This is a genomic window from Lachnoclostridium sp. (genome assembly GCF_031997925.1).
GTDB lineage: Bacteria > Bacillota > Clostridia > Lachnospirales > Lachnospiraceae > Lachnoclostridium.
On record NZ_DAMADT010000033.1, the window covers coordinates 33,703 to 54,216 of the forward strand.

14 protein-coding genes and 1 riboswitch are annotated in these 20,514 nt (G+C 35.3%); of the genes, 12 read left to right on the forward strand and 2 right to left on the reverse strand.

Going from position 1 to position 20,514, the window contains the following annotated elements; all coding sequences use genetic code 11:
• The first annotated feature begins 29 nt into the window (after positions 1-29).
• From RTP52_RS16950 to RTP52_RS16970, 5 genes are all read left to right on the forward strand, one after another.
• Positions 30-1,577, forward strand: coding sequence for a hypothetical protein (locus RTP52_RS16950; protein WP_312100167.1), 1,548 nt, complete (start codon positions 30-32; stop codon positions 1,575-1,577).
• Between the two features lie 144 nt (positions 1,578-1,721).
• A complete protein-coding gene (locus tag RTP52_RS16955; RefSeq protein ID WP_312100166.1) occupies positions 1,722-2,444 on the forward strand; it encodes a DUF6063 family protein in 723 nt (240 codons plus the stop codon).
• Positions 2,445-2,448: 4 nt separating this feature from the next.
• Positions 2,449-6,873: a hypothetical protein gene (locus tag RTP52_RS16960; protein WP_312372642.1), complete on the forward strand. Its 4,425-nt coding sequence runs from the start codon at positions 2,449-2,451 to the stop codon at positions 6,871-6,873.
• Positions 6,874-7,163: 290 nt separating this feature from the next.
• Positions 7,164-7,886 (forward strand): ABC transporter ATP-binding protein, encoded by a 723-nt coding sequence (locus RTP52_RS16965; protein ID WP_312100162.1) that lies wholly within the window; start codon positions 7,164-7,166, stop codon positions 7,884-7,886.
• A 258-nt stretch (positions 7,887-8,144) separates the two neighbouring features.
• Positions 8,145-10,304 carry a hypothetical protein gene (locus tag RTP52_RS16970; RefSeq protein ID WP_312100160.1) on the forward strand — a complete coding sequence of 720 codons (2,160 nt, stop codon included), beginning with the start codon at positions 8,145-8,147 and terminating at the stop codon, positions 10,302-10,304.
• Between the two features lie 107 nt (positions 10,305-10,411).
• Here RTP52_RS16970 and RTP52_RS16975 read toward each other — a convergent pair whose 3' ends face one another.
• The gene (locus RTP52_RS16975; protein ID WP_312100159.1) at positions 10,412-10,753 is read right to left on the reverse strand and encodes an Ig-like domain-containing protein; all 342 of its coding nucleotides are present in this window, start codon (positions 10,751-10,753) and stop codon (positions 10,412-10,414) included.
• Positions 10,754-10,964: 211 nt separating this feature from the next.
• On the opposite strand from RTP52_RS16975, the gene RTP52_RS16980 reads away from it, so the two are divergent.
• From RTP52_RS16980 to RTP52_RS16990, 3 genes are all read left to right on the forward strand, one after another.
• Positions 10,965-11,594 carry a flavin reductase family protein gene (locus RTP52_RS16980; RefSeq protein ID WP_312100158.1) on the forward strand — a complete coding sequence of 210 codons (630 nt, stop codon included), beginning with the start codon at positions 10,965-10,967 and terminating at the stop codon, positions 11,592-11,594.
• Positions 11,581-12,093: a shikimate kinase gene (locus tag RTP52_RS16985; protein ID WP_312100156.1), complete on the forward strand. Its 513-nt coding sequence runs from the start codon at positions 11,581-11,583 to the stop codon at positions 12,091-12,093. The genes RTP52_RS16980 and RTP52_RS16985 overlap by 14 nt, the downstream gene beginning before the upstream one ends.
• A 281-nt stretch (positions 12,094-12,374) precedes the next feature.
• On the forward strand, positions 12,375-13,673 hold the full coding sequence (locus RTP52_RS16990) for a UDP-N-acetylglucosamine 1-carboxyvinyltransferase (RefSeq protein ID WP_312100154.1): 1,299 nt from the start codon (positions 12,375-12,377) through the stop codon (positions 13,671-13,673).
• Between the two features lie 223 nt (positions 13,674-13,896).
• Here RTP52_RS16990 and RTP52_RS16995 read toward each other — a convergent pair whose 3' ends face one another.
• Positions 13,897-14,985 carry an HD-GYP domain-containing protein gene (locus RTP52_RS16995; protein WP_312372643.1) on the reverse strand — a complete coding sequence of 363 codons (1,089 nt, stop codon included), beginning with the start codon at positions 14,983-14,985 and terminating at the stop codon, positions 13,897-13,899.
• A gap of 865 nt (positions 14,986-15,850) precedes the next feature.
• Here RTP52_RS16995 and RTP52_RS17000 point away from each other — a divergent pair.
• The 4 genes from RTP52_RS17000 (at position 15,851) to metK (ending at position 20,429) form a co-directional block, all read left to right on the forward strand.
• Positions 15,851-18,115, forward strand: coding sequence for a heavy metal translocating P-type ATPase (locus tag RTP52_RS17000; RefSeq protein WP_312372644.1), 2,265 nt, complete (start codon positions 15,851-15,853; stop codon positions 18,113-18,115).
• A gap of 18 nt (positions 18,116-18,133) precedes the next feature.
• Entirely contained in the window at positions 18,134-18,445 is a 312-nt protein-coding gene (locus tag RTP52_RS17005) for a metal-sensing transcriptional repressor (protein WP_312100075.1), read from the forward strand.
• A gap of 217 nt (positions 18,446-18,662) precedes the next feature.
• Positions 18,663-18,857: a heavy-metal-associated domain-containing protein gene (locus tag RTP52_RS17010; RefSeq protein ID WP_312100074.1), complete on the forward strand. Its 195-nt coding sequence runs from the start codon at positions 18,663-18,665 to the stop codon at positions 18,855-18,857.
• Positions 18,858-18,996: 139 nt separating this feature from the next.
• A riboswitch (SAM riboswitch) is annotated at positions 18,997-19,092 on the forward strand.
• Between the two features lie 146 nt (positions 19,093-19,238).
• Positions 19,239-20,429, forward strand: coding sequence for a methionine adenosyltransferase (gene metK, locus RTP52_RS17015; protein WP_312100073.1), 1,191 nt, complete (start codon positions 19,239-19,241; stop codon positions 20,427-20,429).
• Positions 20,430-20,514: the final 85 nt, after the last annotated feature.

Genomic DNA, 20,514 nt, shown 5'->3' on the forward strand with positions numbered 1-20,514 from the left:
GGGGCTGTTTGCGTTTATTTGGAGGTACCATGAATCATACACTACGGAATGATATTGTAAATAATCATAGTACTCGTATGCAGTATTTAAAAAAATACATACCATTTTTTTTATTGCAACAGGTATCTATGACTCAATTTAAGGATGGAAAATACGCCATTGTTGACATGGGATATGTCACAATGGCTCTTCTTCGTTATTTTATTGAAGAAAACCACTTTAATGAAAGGAGCGTTACCTATCAGGAAGTAGCGGAGTTTTTATCGGAGTTATTAAGAAACGATTTTTCCTTATCCCTCTATGGAGAGGAAGAAAAGGAACTAATTGATTACCTTTTTGATAAGATAAAAAACGATGGGAAGCCATTTGTTATGGATTATTTTGATCCAGTAGAAAAAAAGCAAAAAACAACCAGAGTAAAACTTTTAGAGAGTAGGTTACTGGCTGGTAGTGTAGTGTATTCCGTTACCGCGGATGCAATCGAGTTTTATTTAGAGACCAAAGAGGTAAAGGAAGAAAGCAAGATTAATATCCAACAGCTCTTACTGGAAAAAATGATTGAGACCAAGAATTTTACGGGTGGTACGGAGGTTGTTAGACGAATTAACAGTGAAGTCAATCGTCTTAGACTTAGAAAGCAGGAAGTTTTAAGCTTATTAGGTGTCAATGTGTTCGAGGGTGCAAAAGCTTTAGAAGATTTTCAAAGAACGGGAATGCAGTGGTTTGACAGAGAACAAAAGGCTTTCTTACGAAACAAAGAGTTAACGGATCAGGCACTTAAAAAGGCAAGTGTAGCTGGGGTTAGTTACCAAGCCTCTTTAAAAGAAATCTATGAGCTTGAGACAGAACTAAAAAAGGCGATGACCAATCACAGTAGACTTTTATCAGATTGTACTGAACTTCAGATGCGTTCTGATGAAATGATAAGAAAGCATAAATATAGCCGCTTTAGAAATGCCTTTGATTTTACGGATTATGTAGAAAAGGCAAAGAATAAAAATGATGTATCCTTATTAAAATCTATTGTTTCCCCATTGTTTTCTCCAAAGATTACAAAGACTTTTTATCTTGGAAATATTGATGAACTCCTAAGTTATACAAGCCAAAAGGAAGAAGTCGGTGAAGTCGTTTTAGAAGTGGATGAAGTGAGTTATACATTTGACGATGAAGTTGAAGAAGAAAGAATCTCACAGAACTATGAAGCGATGATAAAGACGTTACTTGATATGCTACTTGTAAGGGAAAATTTCTCACTAGCACAATTCAATCATGAACTTGAGTTAAAATTTTTTGATGACATCTTTAAAAATAGCGATTATTACTCCTTCTTAGTTCATCTAAGTCAAAAGAAAGAGTATGATCTCTCAGAGATAAGAAAGCATCAGGACACCTTCTTTGATGGATTTCTAGCGAGATTTCTTGAGGAAGCAAGACATGAGAGGTATCGTAAATTACGATTTTCTCTAAAACTTCTTTCGGATCAGGAGGGAGAAGAAGAGAAGGTTACCCACTTAATTACTGATATATCTGGAAATCGTGAATTTGTTACGACCAACATTTTATTTGTCCGGGTTTGATGCATTGTTTATGCCGCTTTTGGCGGCATGGTTACAAGTGTGTAGAGAATTTCTAAGACGTCAAAAGACGCCGTCTATGTAATTCTTACACTAGTTTTATGCATTGTCTATGCCGTCAAAATGAGAGAAGATAGGAGATTTACAATGTTAAATAATAAAAGTCTTGCAAAGGCAATGGAAGTTTTTCAGGCATTAATTATCGGAGAAGAAATTAGCCTGGAGACTGGGAAAAATGCAGATTATTATGAGGCTTACAGTAACAATGCTGAAGTTAATGATCTTGTGGAACAGATGGCGAAAGGAATGAACTTAAAAATCTACGATTATAATTATAGCCTCTTTTTAACTGCTGGAGACCACAATCGTGTGTTTGGATATACAAACGAAGAATTAAAGCGTGCGATGGGATTACGTCTTAATAAGGAGTTGTATCTTTGTTACTTTATCATGTATAACATTATGGTTAGTTTCTATAGTGATTCTGCAACCTATACCTATACAGAGTATGTAAGAATTGAGGAAATTCTAGAAGCAGTTAGCAGAAACCTTACAAATATGATTCGTAACATAAACATTCTAGTACGAAATGAACTAGAAGAGAGCAGTTTTGAAACACTTGCACTAACTTGGGATGAACTACCAGTGGTTAGCAGTGAAGATACGAATGGAATTCGTGCCGGTAGGGGCTCTAAGTCAGGCTATGTAAAGCTTGTATTTAACTTTCTAACTCTTCAGAATCTTTTTGTGGAAGCACAGGAGAAGTATTATCCAACCAACCGATTCCACGCGGTGGTGAAAAACTACTTTGAAGAAGAGAGAGGTAGATTATATGAGATGCAGCAACAACTAGAGGAAAAGGAGGGGTAGGAGGATGCCACACATTAATCGTATCCGTGTAAACAACGTAAAATATAACTTTGGTACGCAGGCGTATGATGATTTCATCATGAAACCCTTCTGTCACAACACACTCTATGACCTTGCAAATGGTGGTGGAAAAAGTGTATTAATGTTACTTATGCTACAGAACATGATTCCAAATTGTACGTTAGATGAAAAACAGCCGATTGAAAAGTTGTTTCGTACCGGAGATGGAAGTCAGACCATTCATTCGTTAATTGAGTGGAGATTAGATGATTACGATACCGAAAATGGATTCCGTTATATGTTAACTGGATTTTGTGCAAGAAAAGCAACCAACCAGGTACCAGAAGAGGTAAAGGATACTGCCTCGATTGAGTACTTTAATTATTGTGTTTTTTATCGGGAATACAATGAAAATGATATCAAAAATCTTCCTCTTGTAAAGGACAAAGAGAGGATTACGTATACTGGGCTTAGGAAATATCTAAAGGATTTAGAACGTGACAATAATTATGTGGTAAAAATTTTTGACCGTAAGAGGGATTATCAGGCGTTTGTTGCTTGCCATGGAATCTACGAAAGTGAATGGGAGATCATTCGTGGTATTAATAAAACCGAAGGCCATGTAAGAACTTATTTTGAAACAAATTATAAAACTACTCGCAAAGTAGTGGAAGATTTATTAATCGAAGAGATTATTCAAAAGTCTTTTGCACAAAAAGCGGGTGGTTCTGAGGAAGAAGAAACGATGTCCAAAACTTTACTTGACATTAGAGAAAAGCTTTTGGAATTATCTCGTTGTAAAGATGAAATTGCAAATTATGATAAACAAATCGATGTATTACAAAATTTTTCTCACCGATTAGAGGGCCTCGCCACTTTATGTCAGGAGAAAGAACAGTGTGAAGAGGAATTAAGGAAGGTATATTTAAAAGCTTCCGACATGACAGAGGAGTCGAAAGAAAAATACGAAAGTCACAAAGAGCAGGTTAGAGAGAGTGAAGAAAAACGCGAGGAACTAAAAAAACGCCTCGAAAGTATCCGAGTATTTGAAACAAAGAAAGAGACGATTGACCTTCATGAGCGATTAGAAAAAACGGAAGAAGAATATCAAGCTCTGTTTGAAAAGCTGCAATTAAATCAGACTCAGTTAATGAAAAAGGAATCAATGAATGATTACCTTGAGTATCTTAGCGAGAAGCAGAAGAGAAATGAGGTCTTGGAGTCTATTCATGCGGTACAAAATAATAATTCGGACCTGTTATCAGAAATTCATTCCTTGGTATTTGAAAAGAAGAAGCGTTTCGATGCTTATAGAACAGAGTGTGCTCGTTTCTTAGATGGTCTTAACCTTGAAATAATTGAAGTACAAAAGGTGCTTGAGATGGCAAATGACAAAGCGTTATCTGGAGAAAAAGAATATGCGGTTGTTACCCATCAATTACAGGTGCTAAACACTAAGAGGCAAGAGCTAGGGGAAAAGATCACGATTCTCATGAGAGAGGCAAATTTATTATTAATAGAGGAAACCGAAAAGCAAAAGCATGCAAGTGAAACAAGACTTAGTGAACTTAGAGAACGGAAGAAGGCGACCGAGGAGAAGAAGTTATTTGAAGAAGCGTCCTATCAGGAAGCAAAAATTAGTGTAGCAAAGCTCTCTCTTCAAAGTTCTACCTATAAGGAACAGCAAGAGGAAGAAGAAAAACAGATTGAAAAAATTGTTTCAGAACGAAAAAAATTAGATCAACTGCTTCATGTTTATGGGCAAAGTGGATTAGGAGAACTAAAGCAGGAGATTTACAAACGGCTTAGAAAGATAATTCAAACAATTGCTATTGAAAAAGAAATTGTGATAAAACTGAAAAAAGATAAAGAGGACTTAGAGTTAGGGCGTTTCTCTGGCAATGAAGAGGTGTTACAACTCGCTGCTACAACACTGAAATCCCGTTATGGCATCGATGCTGTGACAGGGGTAGAGTATCTTCATTCCCAAGAAGCAAAGAAACGGAGTGACTTAAGCTTAAACCTACCATATCTTCCATACGCTATCATCCTTATAGGTGAAGAAAGCACAGAAGAAATTATACTGGAAGGAAAAGAATTTGAGGAATATGTAATTCCAGTAATTCTGGAGCAAAGTTTAGATAGGGTAGATAAGTTATCTTTGCCAAAAGGAATTAGTTTGTTGTCAAAGGATCAGAGTATTCTTTTTGATGAAGCACGACTTAAAAGGCAAGTTAATAAACTTGAGGATGAGATTAGGGAAAGAGAGAATCACATTTATCGATTACAAGATCAGGAAAAAACATATTCTGAAGATGAGGAAAAGGTGTCACTCTATCAGGGAAATCAAGAAGAAGTATATGGAAAGCTGATAGAAAGTACCAAGACACGGAAACAGAAACTTGAGGAAGTAGAAATTGAGCTTAGAAAAAGACGGGAAGAGTGTCAGGAGAGAGAAGATCAGATTATAGCCTTAGGTCAGTTGGCTACTGAACTACAAAAAGAGTTTGAGTCTACAAGTAGAGAGATAAGAAGTTTAGAGGAGTTACTTGTTTTTAAGAAAGAGTTTACCACCCAAGAAGCTGAACTTGAAAGCGAAGGGGCAAGAAAACAGAAGATAAAAGAAATTTTATCTCAGGTATCAGAAGAAAAGGTAATACTATTTGAAAGAAGCAAGGAGCTTGAATCTGTTAGAAATTCTAACAAAGAAGCCTTGAATAAACAGGAACTCCTATGGGAAAGTAAATACCAGCTTTATTACAAAGAAGGGGAGTATAAAGAAATATCTCTTACAGATGAAGAGCTAACGACGAAACTCCATGGATGCTTATCGGCATTAGAGTCAAAACATACCGATTTAGAAGATAAAAACCGCTTAGTTAATTCTTATGTAAGTGCTATGAATCGTTGTCTTAAGAGTATTCAAGGTAGAAGTATCTCCTTATCAATGTTAGAACAGATGCAACAGGAAAATCGTCTGTTTGAAACTAGCGAAAGTGAGATTTCCTCATTAAAAGAAGTGTGTAAAACACTTGAGAAGGAAACCGAAAGGGCAAAGGTAACATGCGATACTCTCCGTTCTGATTATCATAGACTTCTTGGTAAGTGCGATCAAGCGGTCAGTGCATTAAAAGAACAGTATGGGGATGGTCCTTTTGAGTCTTTTGATGGCTTTGACTTAGATCGATTAGTAATCGATACCAAAGAGCAATTAAATCGCTTAGATGCAGAGGCAAAGAAATATCAGAGTATATTGGAAGCTTGTAAAAAAGAAGAAGCATTATTCGAAGAGATGAAAAAGGACATCGTTCGTATGCGAAAGGTTGCAGATACTTCCATTTCCGAGGCTGAAACAGATTCAAGCCGAGTTAAATACACAGGACTTAGCACAGAGAAGTTATTCTTAGAATTAAAGGAGCTTGAGTCTCGTTTCTTTGAGAATGAAAAGCGTGTGAAACAAAAGCAGGAGGAATTTGCTCATAACAAAGGCAAGACTATGGATTCCTTAAAACTTCTAGGTGCTGTTATGTTAGCGGATGAGATTAGCCAGAATGTAAAACTCCCTAACACAGAATCTGAGACCAGAAGATTAATTTCTAGCCTTAGTGAGGTCAATGACTGTTTAACGTTAGAAAAAGACCGTATCTTTAAGGGAATTGAAGATATGCAAAATATCAAAGACAACTTTGAAAATCAGTGTTTACAGCGTTGTATTTATATCAAAACAGAACTGGAACGACTTCCTAAGCTTTCTCGTATTACGTTAGAGGGAGAATTAATTCCAATGATTTCTCTGCACATTCCTTATGTGAAAGAAGAGTTCTATAAGGATAAGATGTCCTCTTATATAGATGAAATCGTAAAAGGTGCGGATAGCATGAAGGATATGAATGAAAGACTTAAGTTTATTCGTAATGCACTGTCCTTAAAGAAACTATTTTCTGTTATTGTCACCGATATGAATGCAATTAAGCTTAGTTTATATAAGAGAGAGCGTATCAAAGAGCAAAGCCGTCATCTTCGTTATGAAGAAGCAGTTGGAAGTACAGGTCAGTCACAGGGTATTTATACACAGTTTTTAATTTCGATTATTAACTACATTACCAATATCAATTCTCATAGGACAGAGAATAGCGGATTACGTAAAGTTATCTTTATTGATAATCCATTCGGTGCAGCAAAGGATGTTTATATCTGGGAACCAATTTTTGAGCTTCTTAAGGCAAATCAGGTGCAGTTAATTGTTCCTGCCAGAGGTACGACACCAGCAATTACGAGCCGATTTGATGTTAACTATGTCCTTGGACAAAAATTAATCGATCAAAGACAACAGACCGTTGTGGTAGATTATCATAGCTCGGTGGAAGCAAGAGAGACTGAATTTACTCCATTAAAATACGAGCAGACGAGTTTTGAGTTTTATCAATAAGGAATAAGCGGTTTCGTTAAAAAGTCTTACTATACTTATTTTTCAAAATTCATAAAAGGTTAATGTAGAATTGTGATAAAAAGAATAGCAGAGGTAAATTAGTAGTGTTCCGACAAGGAAAGATTTTGTGTCTGATACGGAAAGCCCTAATTTACCTCTGTTTTTTACTAAAAACGCTATATGTTGTGGTTGTTCTATTGATACTACTTGTTAATTGGAAACGATAATGATAATATTAGTTTAGATTATGTCAAAAAAGGGAGAATTGCATTCGGAAAGAAGGGTTAACAATGCTAGAAGTAAATCACGTACATAAGGCTTATCAAAATCATACCGCTGTAGAGGACATTAGTTTTCAGATGAAGCAGGGCGAAATTACAGGTTTAATTGGTCCAAACGGTGCGGGAAAATCAACAACAGTATCGATGATCGCAACTTTACTTCGACCGGACAAGGGGCAGATTCTTTTCAATGGAGAGGATATTTCAAAAAATCCTAAAATAATCCGAAGCTCCTTAGGATACGTACCTCAAGACATTGCACTCTACGAATCACTGACTGGAATGGACAATTTTGAATTTTGGGGAAATGCCTATCATTTATCAAAAACACTGAGGAAAGAACGAATAAAGCAATTAAGTGATATGATCGGTTTTACCGAGAGTGAGTTAAATCGAAAAGTAAAAGAGTACTCCGGTGGTATGAAAAGAAGATTAAATATTGCGGTAGCACTGTTACATGAACCTAAATTAGTAATCTTAGATGAGCCAACCGTTGGGATTGACTTACAATCTAGAAAACAGATTTTATCCGCTATTGAACAGCTAAAGAAGTCTGGAACTGCAATTTTATATGTAGGCCATTATTTAGAAGAAGTGGAACGCTTGTGTGACAGGATTCTTATTTTTAATCAAGGAAGATGTGTATGGAATGATACCGTATCAAATTCCCTTATACGAAGTGACCAAAAAATTTCTTTAGAGCAGCTCTATGAGGAATTAAGCATTAATTGATTAGTATAAATTGAATAGTATAACCTTACAGAAGATGTCTCCTGTTTCTTAGTGAAGCTGTTTTGACATTATGATGAAGTGTGTAAGATCGTGATTCATAAACACATCTTGCATGTATAATTTTGTAACAGATTTTAAGATAAAAAATTATAGATAAAAAATTATAGATAAAAAATTATAGATTTCTAAACGAAGTAATATAGTCATATCCGTTTTTAATTCTTATAGATTAAAAACGATTGGCGCTTGGAGGTTAGAATGAAGAAATATAAATTAATCATTCAGATAGAACAAATAAAGAAATATCTAGAGCAGGGGCAATTAAAAGAAGCATACGATTTGGCTGAAAATGTAGATATCAAAAAGTTAAAAAGTATGTCTGATTTAGGTGTGATTGCAGAATGCTACTTTCAAAATAAAAGATATGTTGAAGCAAAGGAACTGTTTGAGCAAATCTATGATACAGTGAGAACAAGAAGAGTTTTGGCGCAAATAGTTCATTTGACAATTAAATTAAAGGATATTATTGAGGCAAATTATTATCTAGAAGAATTTATTAAAATAGCTCCGGATGATTTTTATCAGTATATATTCCGTTATAGCATCGATAAGTTAATGCGAAAGCCTATCGGTGTATTAATTATGGATTTAGAAAAGCTGAAAGAGGTCGAATATATTGAATGTTGGGCTTATGAGCTTGCAAAATTATATTACAAAAGTGGTAATGAAGCAGCTTGCCGCAAAGAATGTGAAAAAATCATTTTGTGGTTTGGCAGCGGTGAATATGTAGATCGAGCAAAGGCACTTCTGGATTTTTATAATGGTGATTTAGATATAGATATGCTCCTTGAAACCACAAAGCAAAAGGACAATAAGATTGAAGAAAATAATTCGAAGAACATAGATAAACATGCAAACGAATTTAAAGAGAATATCGAATATGAGAATCTCGAAGATAGATGTAATGAGGAAATTTCATATCAACTTGACGAGAACGAGTTGGAGAGTAAGGATAATTCCCCAATAGACAGAAATGATACAAAAGAGGACAATTTTAACGCACTTGAAAACAATATAGAGCAGGAAGATGGAGTGGATGAGGATTGTCTAGAAGAGAATGAACAAGGAAAGCTAGAGTTTGAAGAAGAATCCAATGAGGAGCTAGAACAAGAAGAAACGGAGAAAGAAGAGCTCGAAGAAGGATTTAAAGAGGAATTAGAGCAAGCGGAAATAGAGCAAGAAAGAAAACTAGAGGGTGAAGAAGGATTTAAAGAGGAGTTAGTACAGGAAGAAATAAATCAAGAAGAGAAGATAGAGCTTGAAGGAGGATATAAAGAAAATCTAGAACAAGAAGAGATACAACAAGAGCCAGAAGCAAAGAAGTCATTACAAGACGAGGGCTTACAGGACAAGAAAACACAACAATGGGATGAACAAGCTAACATAATAATTCCGCCTGGATTTGGAAAGTCTAAACATAAGTTATTTCATAAAAAGTATGACCTACAAAAAGATAATATCGGAATAGATGATACTATAAAGAGTAAAACTGTTGATGAAACTATAATAGAAGAAGATACAGAAGCAAGTTCAAAAAGTTTGATTCATTTTGATTTAAAATCCAATGCTGAACTCATGGATAATTATAACTCAAAGCTTTTGCCTCTATTAGAAGAAAAGAATATTTCACTAAGTGAAATATTCGGTAATTTTATGAGAGTTGACGGGTTGAAGGAGGATATACTTCAAAGTCTTGAATCAATGATTCACTCTGTATATGGGAATCAAAATTTAATTATAATGGGTAGTAAAGATAGTGGGAAAACACTATTAGCCAAGAAATATGCAAAATTATTGCATCGCTTATCTTTTATCTCTTCTCCTAGAGTTGCACTCATTGATGCAAAGAAGTTAAATAAAATGGACTTTATTTCCAAAAGTCATCAATTAAAAGATTGCATCATGATTTTACAAAATTCTCAGAATTTAACAAGAGAGACTTTAATTCGCTTAATGGAGTTACAGCATATACCAGATCAGAACATTATTTATATGTTAACTGGAGTAAATGAAGAAATGGATCAACTATGGGAAGCAAACGAGGATTTAAGTAATTATTATCCGATCCGTATTATATTGCCTGAATATAAGGTGGAGGATTATGCAGGATTTGCCTATGACAAAATATGTGAAGCAGGATACAAAATAGAAAAGGAAGCATTTGAGTATTTAATAGAGGTAATCTGGGATAAAATAAAGAGAAAGAGAGAAAATATCCTTTCCGAAGTTTTCTCAGATCTCAATCAAATGATTATTGATCATGAAAAGCAAAATGAACAAGTGTTATTAGAATTAACCCGTAAGGGTAGCTTGAATCATTTTGATCTTTCTATATTAAAAAAAGAAGATATTAAATGATGCCTATCTAAGTTGAACAAGTTTTCTATACTGTTTCAGGTGTAAAAATGCCATATAAGCAAGCATTTTTACACCTGAAACAGTAGAAAACTAATATTCAAATCTGATTAAATTTTAAAACGAAGTCGGATTTCTTCTTTCAATCGTTGGCCACCTTTTGACTCAACATTTTTCGTTATATTTAATATGTAGGACTCATTTTGTGCATAGGCCTCTAGTGGTTCAATTTCAATATAATTATTAACAGAATCATATTGAATAGTGGTTTTAAGTGAAGAACCATCTGATCTTGTTACGTAAAGGTTCATATTATTGACGGTGGAAGGATTTAAGGGAGCTGAGAATTTAACTCTCCAAGCAAATTTTCCTGTTTTAAATTTTAAATTCTGTCTTATCAGGGCTGGATCACTACCAGAAACAGCTTCTATATCGATGTAATCGGTTGGCATATTGTTCACCTCAAAAAGTTTAGTATATTATAATGTTTAATAGTTTATTTTAAATATTTATCGGAACTTTAAGCGTATTCCAATATGGGCTAAATGACGCAATAGCAGCACCATTTATCAGAAGTTTGAAATTCATTTTCTAATAGGTTGTATTATATCAAATTATCCCATATGTGTCAAAATTAACAAGTAAAATTAGAAAGGTATTACAATGGAGAAAGAAATTTTTAAACCTGGTAATATGTTATATCCATTACCAGTTGTAATGGTCAGTTGTGCTGACGAATTTGGGAATAATAATATCATAACGGTAGCTTGGTGCGGAACGATTTGTACTAATCCACCTATGGTTTCGGTTTCTATAAGACCGGAGCGACACTCTTATTCAATAATAGAAAATACAAAAGAATTTGTTATTAATTTAACCACAGAAGAACTTACGAAAGCAACTGATTTTTGCGGTGTTCGTTCAGGTAGAGACGTGGATAAGTTTAAGGAGATGAATTTAACTCCGAAAAAAGGAGAGAAGGTGAACGCGCCAATTATAGAGGAATCCCCTGTTAATATCGAGTGCCGCTTAAAGGAGATTATAAAACTCGGTTCTCACGACATGTTTATCGCAGAGGTTGTAGGGGTTCAAGTCGATAAGAGATCTATGAATGAGACTGGTAAATTTGAATTGAATAAGACAAGACCGGTAGTTTATTCCCATGGAGAGTATTATGGTCTTGGAACTTTACTAGGAAACTTTGGTTACTCTGTAAGAAAACAAAAGATACAAAAGGTTGATAAAAAAAATAGTAAGATGCCGCGGGGTAAGATTAACGATGAAAAAAGATAATATTGTGTTAATTGGGATGCCAGGCGCCGGAAAAAGTACAATCGGTGTTATTTTAGCTAAAGTAGTAGGGTATCAGTTTATTGACGCAGATTTACTCATTCAAGAAAAAGAAGGGCGTCTCTTACATGAAATTATCTCTAGTGATGGACTAGAACGCTTTATACAGATCGAGAATGAGGCAAATCAAAGCATTCAAACAAAACATACCGTGATTGCAACTGGGGGCAGTGTAATCTATGGTGAGGAAGCGATGAAGCATCTTAAAAGCATTGGAACAGTCATTTATTTAAAGATAAGCTATAAGGAGATTAGTAAGCGTCTCGGAAATATAATGCAAAGAGGAGTGGTACTAAAAGAGGGACAGGATTTAGCAGGTTTATATGAAGAACGTTGCCCTATGTATGAACTCTATGCAGATATTGTAATAGATTGTGAAAATATGGATATTGAATCTACAATGGAGACAATTGTAGAACGCGTGCACACAATTATAGAATAAGTCAGTCGAGCTTCGAGAGAAACGTTGGAAAAGGTAGTTAAATACAGGGTTTTTCGAAAAAAAGTCATTTACAAATTTGAGCTTTGTGTTATAATCGTTATTAAGATATCAATTTTCACAAATTCAAGACGCAGTTTATGTGCATTTTAACTATGGGTCACCATAGGCTTTTTGCGTGGATGTACATCGCTGCGTTTCACGCATGTTGATGACTAACATGGTAAAATAAAGCAGGAAATGGAATATGATATAACTGCATTAATAATAGATAGAGGTGCGAAATGGAGCAGTATATTATAAAGGGAGGCAAGGCTTTAGCCGGTGAAGTTACCATCGGTGGGGCAAAGAATGCAGCATTAGGTATTTTGGCGGCTGCTGTAATGACGGACGAGCAGGTTACAATTGAAAATTTGCCGGATGTTAGTGACATTTGTATTCAACTTCAAGCAATAGAAGCGATTGGTGCTAAGGTAGAGAGAATAGACAGACATACTGTTAAGATAAATGGTGGTACTATAAATTCAAGAAGTATCGACGATGATTTTGTTCGTCGAATTCGTGCATCTTATTATCTTTTAGGTGCGTTACTAGGAAAATATAAATATGCAGAAGTTGCACTCCCAGGCGGATGTAACATTGGAAGCAGACCGATTGATCAGCACATTAAGGGGTTTGAAGCTCTTGGGGCAGATGTAAAGATTCAGCATGGTATGATAACAGCATCAGCAAAAAAATTAGTAGGTACACATCTTTATTTTGATTGTGTTACAGTTGGTGCAACAATAAATGTTATGCTTGCAGCAGCTTTGGCAGAGGGTCAAACAATAATGGAGAATGCAGCAAAAGAGCCACATGTTGTTGATGTTGCAAACTTCTTAAATAGCATGGGTGCTAATATAAAAGGTGCAGGAACTGATGTGATTCGTATTAAAGGTGTAAATAAATTACATGGTAGTACCTACTCCATCATTCCAGATCAGATTGAAGCAGGAACCTTTATGTTGGCAGCAGTTGCTACAAAAGGTGATGTAACAATTAAGAATGTTATTCCAAAACATTTGGAAGCAATCACTGCAAAAATTGTTGAAATTGGTGCAGAGGTAGAAGAATTTGATGATGCAATTCGTGTCGTAGCAAATAAGAGATTAGGCCATACTCAGGTTAAGACCTTACCATATCCAGGATTTCCAACGGATATGCAACCACAGATAGCAACAGTTTTAGCTATGTCAAGTGGTACAAGCATTGTGACAGAAAGTATTTACGAAAATCGTTTTAAGTATGTCGATGAACTTGCAAGAATGGGCGCATCCGTTAAGGTAGAAGGAAACACTGCTATCATTGATGGAGTAGCTGAATTAACAGGAGCAAAAGTATGTTCTCCAGACTTACGCGCTGGTGCGGCATTAGTTATTGCAGGATTAGCAGCGGAAGGTGTAACTATTGTTGAGAATATTGAATTAGTAGAACGTGGTTACGAGAATTTTGAAGAAAAGATGAGAGAACTTGGAGCTTCCATGGAAAAGATAGATGCGGAAGACGAAAAGTCCGTTCGAAAAGCTAGATTAAAGATAGGCTAAGAGTGTATCTTTATTCCGTATGGGATATACTAATAATTGGAAATGCATGGGGAGTTATTTACAACCGAAAAGAAATAGTTGAAGTCTATATTGGTGTAGAATAACATCATAAAACAATATAAGCAGAGAATTCTTATTACATTTAGAATTCTCTGCTTTTTGTATTTTTATTTCTGGAGTTCCAGTTTAGTTCCTAGTAATTTCTTGGTTTAGCATCTTCTGCCTATAATATCTCCGAAATATAGAGGTTAGAAAACTTTATTAGATCAACAAATTCCTCTCCACATTGAATGACTGGTCTCGAAAGAGTATTACGATTCATAAAGACAACCTGACCTACTCTGCCATCACTAAGGCGAACAGAGCTATTTAAATAAAGCTGGCTGATATGATCGAATAATGTCATGATGTATTTTGGATCGTATTTTGTTAATCCTTCTGATTCAAATAAGGAAATAACTTCAAAAGGACAAAGAGGATTACGATAGCTCCGAGAGGAGGTCATGGCATCATAGACGTCTGCAATCATAACAATTTTAGCAAAACGATCAATCTGTGCAGAAGTTAAGCCCATAGGATATCCACTACCATCACAACGTTCGTGGTGCATCATTGCGGTCATTTTAATATGGATGTTGATATCATGTTGCTCAAGGATCTTATATCCACGTGTGGCATGAGACTTCAGTAAGTCATACTCCTCTTGTGTAAGTGTTTCTTTTTTAGTTAAGATTTCACTTGGTATAACTAGTTTCCCTATGTCATGAAGAAGACCACATAATGTTAGAGTTTCAAGATCGCGTGGTCCAAAGTTTAACCATACACCAAACATATGACACATGATAGCAACATTAATAGAATGGATATAGGACATATCATCGTAGTCTCTCATGCAGTGTAACATATCAAAAATGTGTAGGTTATTACGGCCACGAGCCATAATCTTTTTAATATCACGATACAAAGAATCTGTGTCTATTTTTCCATTGTTATTTGCTATATCATCCATAGCATTATGGAACCTTCCAACTGTGCTTAAGACGGTACTACTGAAATCTTCGAATTCTTCTGTTGACCTCATTTTTCCTAAATAAAGATTTGAGTTAACAGGGTTTACCGGTGGATTTAATGCCATTTCATCTTGAAGTTGAACGATGACTTGATGAATAGAGTAGAACTTAAGACGGGTGATGATTTTATCTGAGAGCTTAGTACCTTCTGATATAATAAGCTGATTACTAAACGTATAGACATTTTCTGCAACTATCATACCCGGAACTGCTTGATTTACTGGAATCTTTTTGGTTTTCATAGGTACTCCTTCTTTTTGGCATTATAAGTGTTAATAATATGTGACATGAAACATGGAAAACAAAATGTGAGTTATTACCATAATTATAAGAATAAAATTGAAAAATGTCAAATAATACATACAAAATATTCTAAAAATCAACATTAAATTCATAATAAATCAACAGAAAATCATAGTATTTTGTAAATAATTAATTTAATTATTTTTATAATGTAAATGGTTGTATGGCATATAGAACAAAAGTATAGGTAAAAAACCGTAAACTCCTTTTTTAGCAATAGCTAACTTCTTTACTACTCCTATCACATTATCTTTACTTCTTAAGTCCCTAATATCCTTAACCCTTTGTTCATACATGGTTGCTATAACACCCATTACCTTTAAAAAAGAATTACATTCCTCTTTAATAGTCTCTACAGTATCTACTAACTGCTCTATTCCTCTGTATGAAAGATAAATTCGTTTTAGAAGGAATAGAAAAGAGTTATAAATGAAAAGAGCTTTAAAAGTAAGAGTTATAAAAGAACTATAAAAGAAAGAATTTATAAAATAAGAACTAATATAAGAAAAAATAATAAAAGAATAAAATATAAAAGAATAAATATATAAAAGAAAAAAATAATAAATGGAAAAAATAAATAAGGAAAAATCTATTGACAAGGAACAAAATCTAAGTTATATATAATATATACCCCGTGGGGGTATACTAAAATAACAATTAATTCTAAGAAGCTTAGCTTTAAAAGATTTCTTTTTGTTCATCGATTACTTAAAATTAGGAATACTATTTGTACCTAATTAGAATATCTATTTATGACATTTAGAAAGCGGAGTTAAGTGAGAAAGAATAGAAAGGTTGAGATATATGAAGGAAATATATAATATTGAAGGAATGACCTGTGCTTCCTGCAGTAGTGCTGTGGAACGGGTTACTGGTAGGCTTCCAGGAGTTATCTCTAGTAGCGTGAACTTAACGACAGCGAAGCTTACGATTGAATATGAGGATGATAAGGTAACTCCAGACCTGATTATGGAAAAGGTGAAAAAAGCGGGGTTTGGTATTTCTCCATATCATAAGGAACACCAAATAGATGAGAGAGCAGCAAGGCAAAAAGAAGAAGAGGAGACGGAAAAGAAATTCCGGGCTTCTAGAACTAGGCTTATAGTAGCAATTATATTTGCTGTTCCACTTCTCTATATCAGTATGGGACATATGGTACCTTGGAAGATGCCATTGCCAGCGTTTCTTGACATGCATCATATGCCATTTATTTTTGCTGTGGCACAATTAATATTAACAATACCTGTTTTAGTATGTGGAAGTAAATTCTATACGAACGGATTTCATACGCTATTCAAAGGAAACCCGAATATGGATACCTTAGTTGCTGTCGGTACATCAGCAGCCTTTATCTATAGTGTAGTGATGACAATCCGCATCCCTTATAATTCGGATGCAGTTAACAATCTTTATTATGAATCCGCAGCGGTAGTTGTTACGTTAGTAATGCTTGGTAAGTATTTAGAGAGCAGAAGTAAGAGAAAGACCACGCAGGCGATTCGTAAGATGATGGAGCTAGCACCGGATACTGCTATGTTGGTGGAAAATGGCGTGGAAAGAGAAGTTCCAGTAAGTGAACTAAGAAAAAATGATGTTGTTATTATTAAGGCAGGTAGTAAAGTACCTATTGATGGAATTGTTATTGAGGGAAGCAGTAGTGTAGATGAATCCATGCTTACTGGTGAAAGTATCCCTGTGGAAAAACAAATTAACGATATGGTAATTGGCGGAAGCCAGAACTTTAATGGTATGCTTTTAGTACGCGTTACAAGTGTTGGTGAAGATACTACACTTGCTAAAATTGTAAAACTGATGGAAGATGCCCAAGGAAAGAAAGCACCGATTTCCAAGATCGCGGATAAAGTTGCAGGATATTTTGTTCCTGTTGTAATGATTATCGCAGTTGTATCAGCAATTATTTGGCTTTTACTTGGTCATGACCTTGCTTTCGTATTAACGATTTTTGTATCGGTTTTAGTAATTGCTTGTCCATGTGCCCTCGGACTTGCAACACCGACGGCAATCATGGTTGGAACAGGCCTCGGTGCAAGTCACGGTATCTTAATTAAGAGTGGGGAAGCTCTAGAGACAGCCCATCATATTGATACAGTCGTATTAGATAAAACAGGTACAATTACAGAGGGAAAACCGAAGGTAGTAGAAGTATTTACAAAGAATTATAGTAGAGAACAAATTTTAAAGTTTACTGCTGCTGTTGAGGCAGGAAGTGAACATCCACTTGCACGAGCAATCGTAGAGGAGTATCATAGTAGTGTGAAAGAAAAAGAACCTGCAATAGAGCAGTTTGAGAATAAGACTGGTCTTGGAGTAGAGGCAATTCTTTCAGAGAGTGGCAAAAAGATTGCTGTAGGAAATGAAAAGCTTATGCTAAGTTATGGAAAAGATGCTGTGTCTAAGGAATATCACATGGCAGCTGATCAGATGGCAATGCAAGGTCAAACTCCAATCTATGTAATGATAGATGGCAAACTGGAAGGCATTATCGGAGTAGCGGATACAATTAAGTCTACTAGTAGGGAAGCAGTGGAAGCGCTTAAATCATTAGGCTTAACAGTATATATGCTAACAGGGGACCACAAAGTTACTGCAGAGGCAATTGCGAAAAAGGCTAAGGTGGACCATATTATCGCGGAGGTATTACCAGGTGATAAGGCAGAGGTTGTTAAGAAACTTCAAGCAGAAGGAAATAAGGTTATGATGGTAGGAGATGGTATCAATGATGCTCCTGCACTAATACAGGCAGATGTTGGTGTTGCGATCGGAAGCGGTAGTGACATTGCAATTGATTCAGCAGATCTTGTATTAATGCGTTCTGACCTTATGGATGTGTACCGCGCGGTACATTTAAGTAAGTTAACAATCCGTAACATCAAACAAAATCTTTTCTGGGCCTTTATTTACAATATTATTGGTATTCCAATTGCAGCAGGATTGCTATATCCATTTACAGGAATGTTATTAAGTCCAATGCTTGGAGGATTTGCAATGTCTTTAAGTTCTGTTTGTGTAGTTACAAATGCATTAAGCTTACGATACAAACGACTTTAGGTAAAGAGGAGGGCGTAGATGTCCGAGAAAAATGAAGAGATGCCTTTATGCCATGAGCAGAAACACCGTAATGAGGCAGAATTTAAAGATTTAATTCATCGTCTTAATCGTATTGAAGGTCAGGTACGAGGTGTTCGCCGTATGGTAGAGGAAGAGCATTATTGTGTTGAGGTATTAACTCAGGTTTCTGCTATCCAATCTGCGTTAAATAGTTTTAATAAGGTATTGTTAGGAAATCATATTCGCTCCTGTGTAGTAGAGGATATTAGGCAAGGGAATGATGAAGTGATTGAGGAACTTTTAAAAACAATACAGAAAATAATGAAATAACGTGATAATAATGATAATGCAGAAAATAATGAAATAACGGAATAATAATGATAATGCAGAAAATACTGAAATAACGGGATAATAACGAAAAAGTAGAAAATAATGAAATAACAAGATAATAACTAAAAGCAAAGAATATTCAATCAAATATGTTTTGTTTGGCATATAGGTCACAAAAAAATAGATAGTGCAATGATGCACGGAGAAGGAGTAAACTATGACAAAATTTGATATTAAAGAAATGAGCTGTAATCACTGTGTAGATCGTATTCATAAACTTCTTGAAGGACTAAATATAAATCATGAAGTTGACTTATCCAGTAAGTCTGTAAGTATTGACGGTGATGAAGCAACATTAAATCAAGCAGTGGAAGAGTTAGCGGATATCGGTTTTACTGCAACAAGAAAGTAGCTATATTTGAAAAATTAATTGCTCTGGTAAATTATTTTTCTTGACAGGAAAGTGATTTTTCGATATAGTTAATGCACAAGTGACAATTATTTTAGTTGTCTACTAAGTGTGCGAATATACAATAAGTTCATAGATATTTCTCTTATTCAGAGTGACGGAGAGTAAAGACTCAGTGAAGTCACGGCAACCCCCTATGGGAAGGTGCTAAGTTGAGCGAGCAATCGAACAATGAGAGGATTTGGTTTTTAAATAACAAGTCCGCTTATGCGGACTTTTTTTGTGGATAGAGTAAAATACTACGACGATTGTATTCGGACTTAAATCGGTACAAATTAATATATCATAAGCCTTTCAGAGCATGGAAGGGTGAAAGGAGATTTTATGCAAAACAAATTACTATTTACATCAGAATCAGTTACTGAAGGACATCCAGATAAAATCTGCGATCAAATCTCAGATGCAGTATTGGATGCATTATTAGAGCAAGATCCAATGAGCCGTGTTGCTTGCGAAACAGCAATTACTACAGGACTCGTACTTGTAATGGGTGAGATTACAACATCTGGTTATGTTGATATACAAAAAATTGTACGTGATACCGTAAGAGAAATCGGATATGATCGTGCAAAGTATGGTTTTGACGCGGATACATGTGGTGTTATTGTTGCACTTGACGAACAGTCAAAAGACATTGCTCTTGGTGTAGACAAAGCATTGGAAGCAAAACAAAATGAGATGACAGACGAAGCGATTGAGGCAATTGGTGCAGGAGATCAGGGTATGATGTTTGGTTATGCATCCAATGAGACCGAAGAACTTATGCCATACCCTATTTCATTGGCTCATAAGTTAACAAAACAGTTATCTAAAGTAAGAAAAGATGGTACGCTTAGCTACCTTCGTCCGGATGGGAAGTCACAGGTAACAGTGGAATATAATGAAGAAGGAAAACCAGTTCACTTAAATGCAGTGGTATTATCTACTCAGCATGATCCAGATGTGACACAGGAGCAAATTCATGAGGATATTAAAAAGTATGTATTTGAGCCGGTTCTTCCAAAAGAAATGGTAGATGAGAATACAAAATTCTTTATTAATCCAACCGGACGTTTTGTTATTGGTGGACCAAATGGAGATAGTGGTTTAACAGGTAGAAAAATTATTGTAGACACCTACGGTGGATATGCTCGTCACGGCGGTGGTGCATTCTCTGGTAAGGACTGTACAAAGGTAGATCGTTCAGCTTCTTATGCAGCTCGTTATGTAGCTAAGAATATAGTTGCATCTGGCCTTGCAGATAAGTGCGAGATACAGTTATCCTATGCAATTGGTGTTGCTCAGCCTACCTCTATTATGATTGATACATTTGGAACAGGAAAGAAGAGTAATGAAGAGTTAACAGAAATTGTTCGTAACCACTTTGATCTTCGTCCAGCTGGTATCATTAAAATGCTTGATTTAAGAAGACCAATCTATAAGCAAACAGCTGCATATGGACATTTTGGTAGAAATGACTTAAATCTTCCTTGGGAGCAAACAGATAAGGCAGATGAGTTAAAGAAATATTTATAAGAAGAATTTTTAGGAAGAGGGACTTATCAGTGAACCGACCCCCAAAAGTTAGACCAAAAATCTAACGATTGGGAGGTCGGTTTTT

Excerpts from the sequence above, each read along its gene's own strand:
- RTP52_RS16965 (WP_312100162.1), top strand. The coding sequence starts at position 7,164 with ATGCTAGAAGTAAATCACGTACATAAGGCTTATCAAAATCATACCGCT.
- RTP52_RS16995 (WP_312372643.1), bottom strand. The coding sequence starts at position 14,985 with ATGAAAACCAAAAAGATTCCAGTAAATCAAGCAGTTCCGGGTATGATA.
- RTP52_RS16985 (WP_312100156.1), top strand. The coding sequence starts at position 11,581 with ATGAAAAAAGATAATATTGTGTTAATTGGGATGCCAGGCGCCGGAAAA.
- RTP52_RS17005 (WP_312100075.1), top strand. The coding sequence starts at position 18,134 with ATGTCCGAGAAAAATGAAGAGATGCCTTTATGCCATGAGCAGAAACAC.
- RTP52_RS16980 (WP_312100158.1), top strand. The coding sequence starts at position 10,965 with ATGGAGAAAGAAATTTTTAAACCTGGTAATATGTTATATCCATTACCA.
- RTP52_RS17000 (WP_312372644.1), top strand. The coding sequence starts at position 15,851 with ATGAAGGAAATATATAATATTGAAGGAATGACCTGTGCTTCCTGCAGT.
- RTP52_RS16975 (WP_312100159.1), bottom strand. The coding sequence starts at position 10,753 with ATGCCAACCGATTACATCGATATAGAAGCTGTTTCTGGTAGTGATCCA.
- RTP52_RS16990 (WP_312100154.1), top strand. The coding sequence starts at position 12,375 with ATGGAGCAGTATATTATAAAGGGAGGCAAGGCTTTAGCCGGTGAAGTT.
- RTP52_RS16970 (WP_312100160.1), top strand. The coding sequence starts at position 8,145 with ATGAAGAAATATAAATTAATCATTCAGATAGAACAAATAAAGAAATAT.
- RTP52_RS16950 (WP_312100167.1), top strand. The coding sequence starts at position 30 with ATGAATCATACACTACGGAATGATATTGTAAATAATCATAGTACTCGT.
- RTP52_RS17010 (WP_312100074.1), top strand. The coding sequence starts at position 18,663 with ATGACAAAATTTGATATTAAAGAAATGAGCTGTAATCACTGTGTAGAT.
- RTP52_RS16955 (WP_312100166.1), top strand. The coding sequence starts at position 1,722 with ATGTTAAATAATAAAAGTCTTGCAAAGGCAATGGAAGTTTTTCAGGCA.
- metK (WP_312100073.1), top strand. The coding sequence starts at position 19,239 with ATGCAAAACAAATTACTATTTACATCAGAATCAGTTACTGAAGGACAT.
- RTP52_RS16960 (WP_312372642.1), top strand. The coding sequence starts at position 2,449 with ATGCCACACATTAATCGTATCCGTGTAAACAACGTAAAATATAACTTT.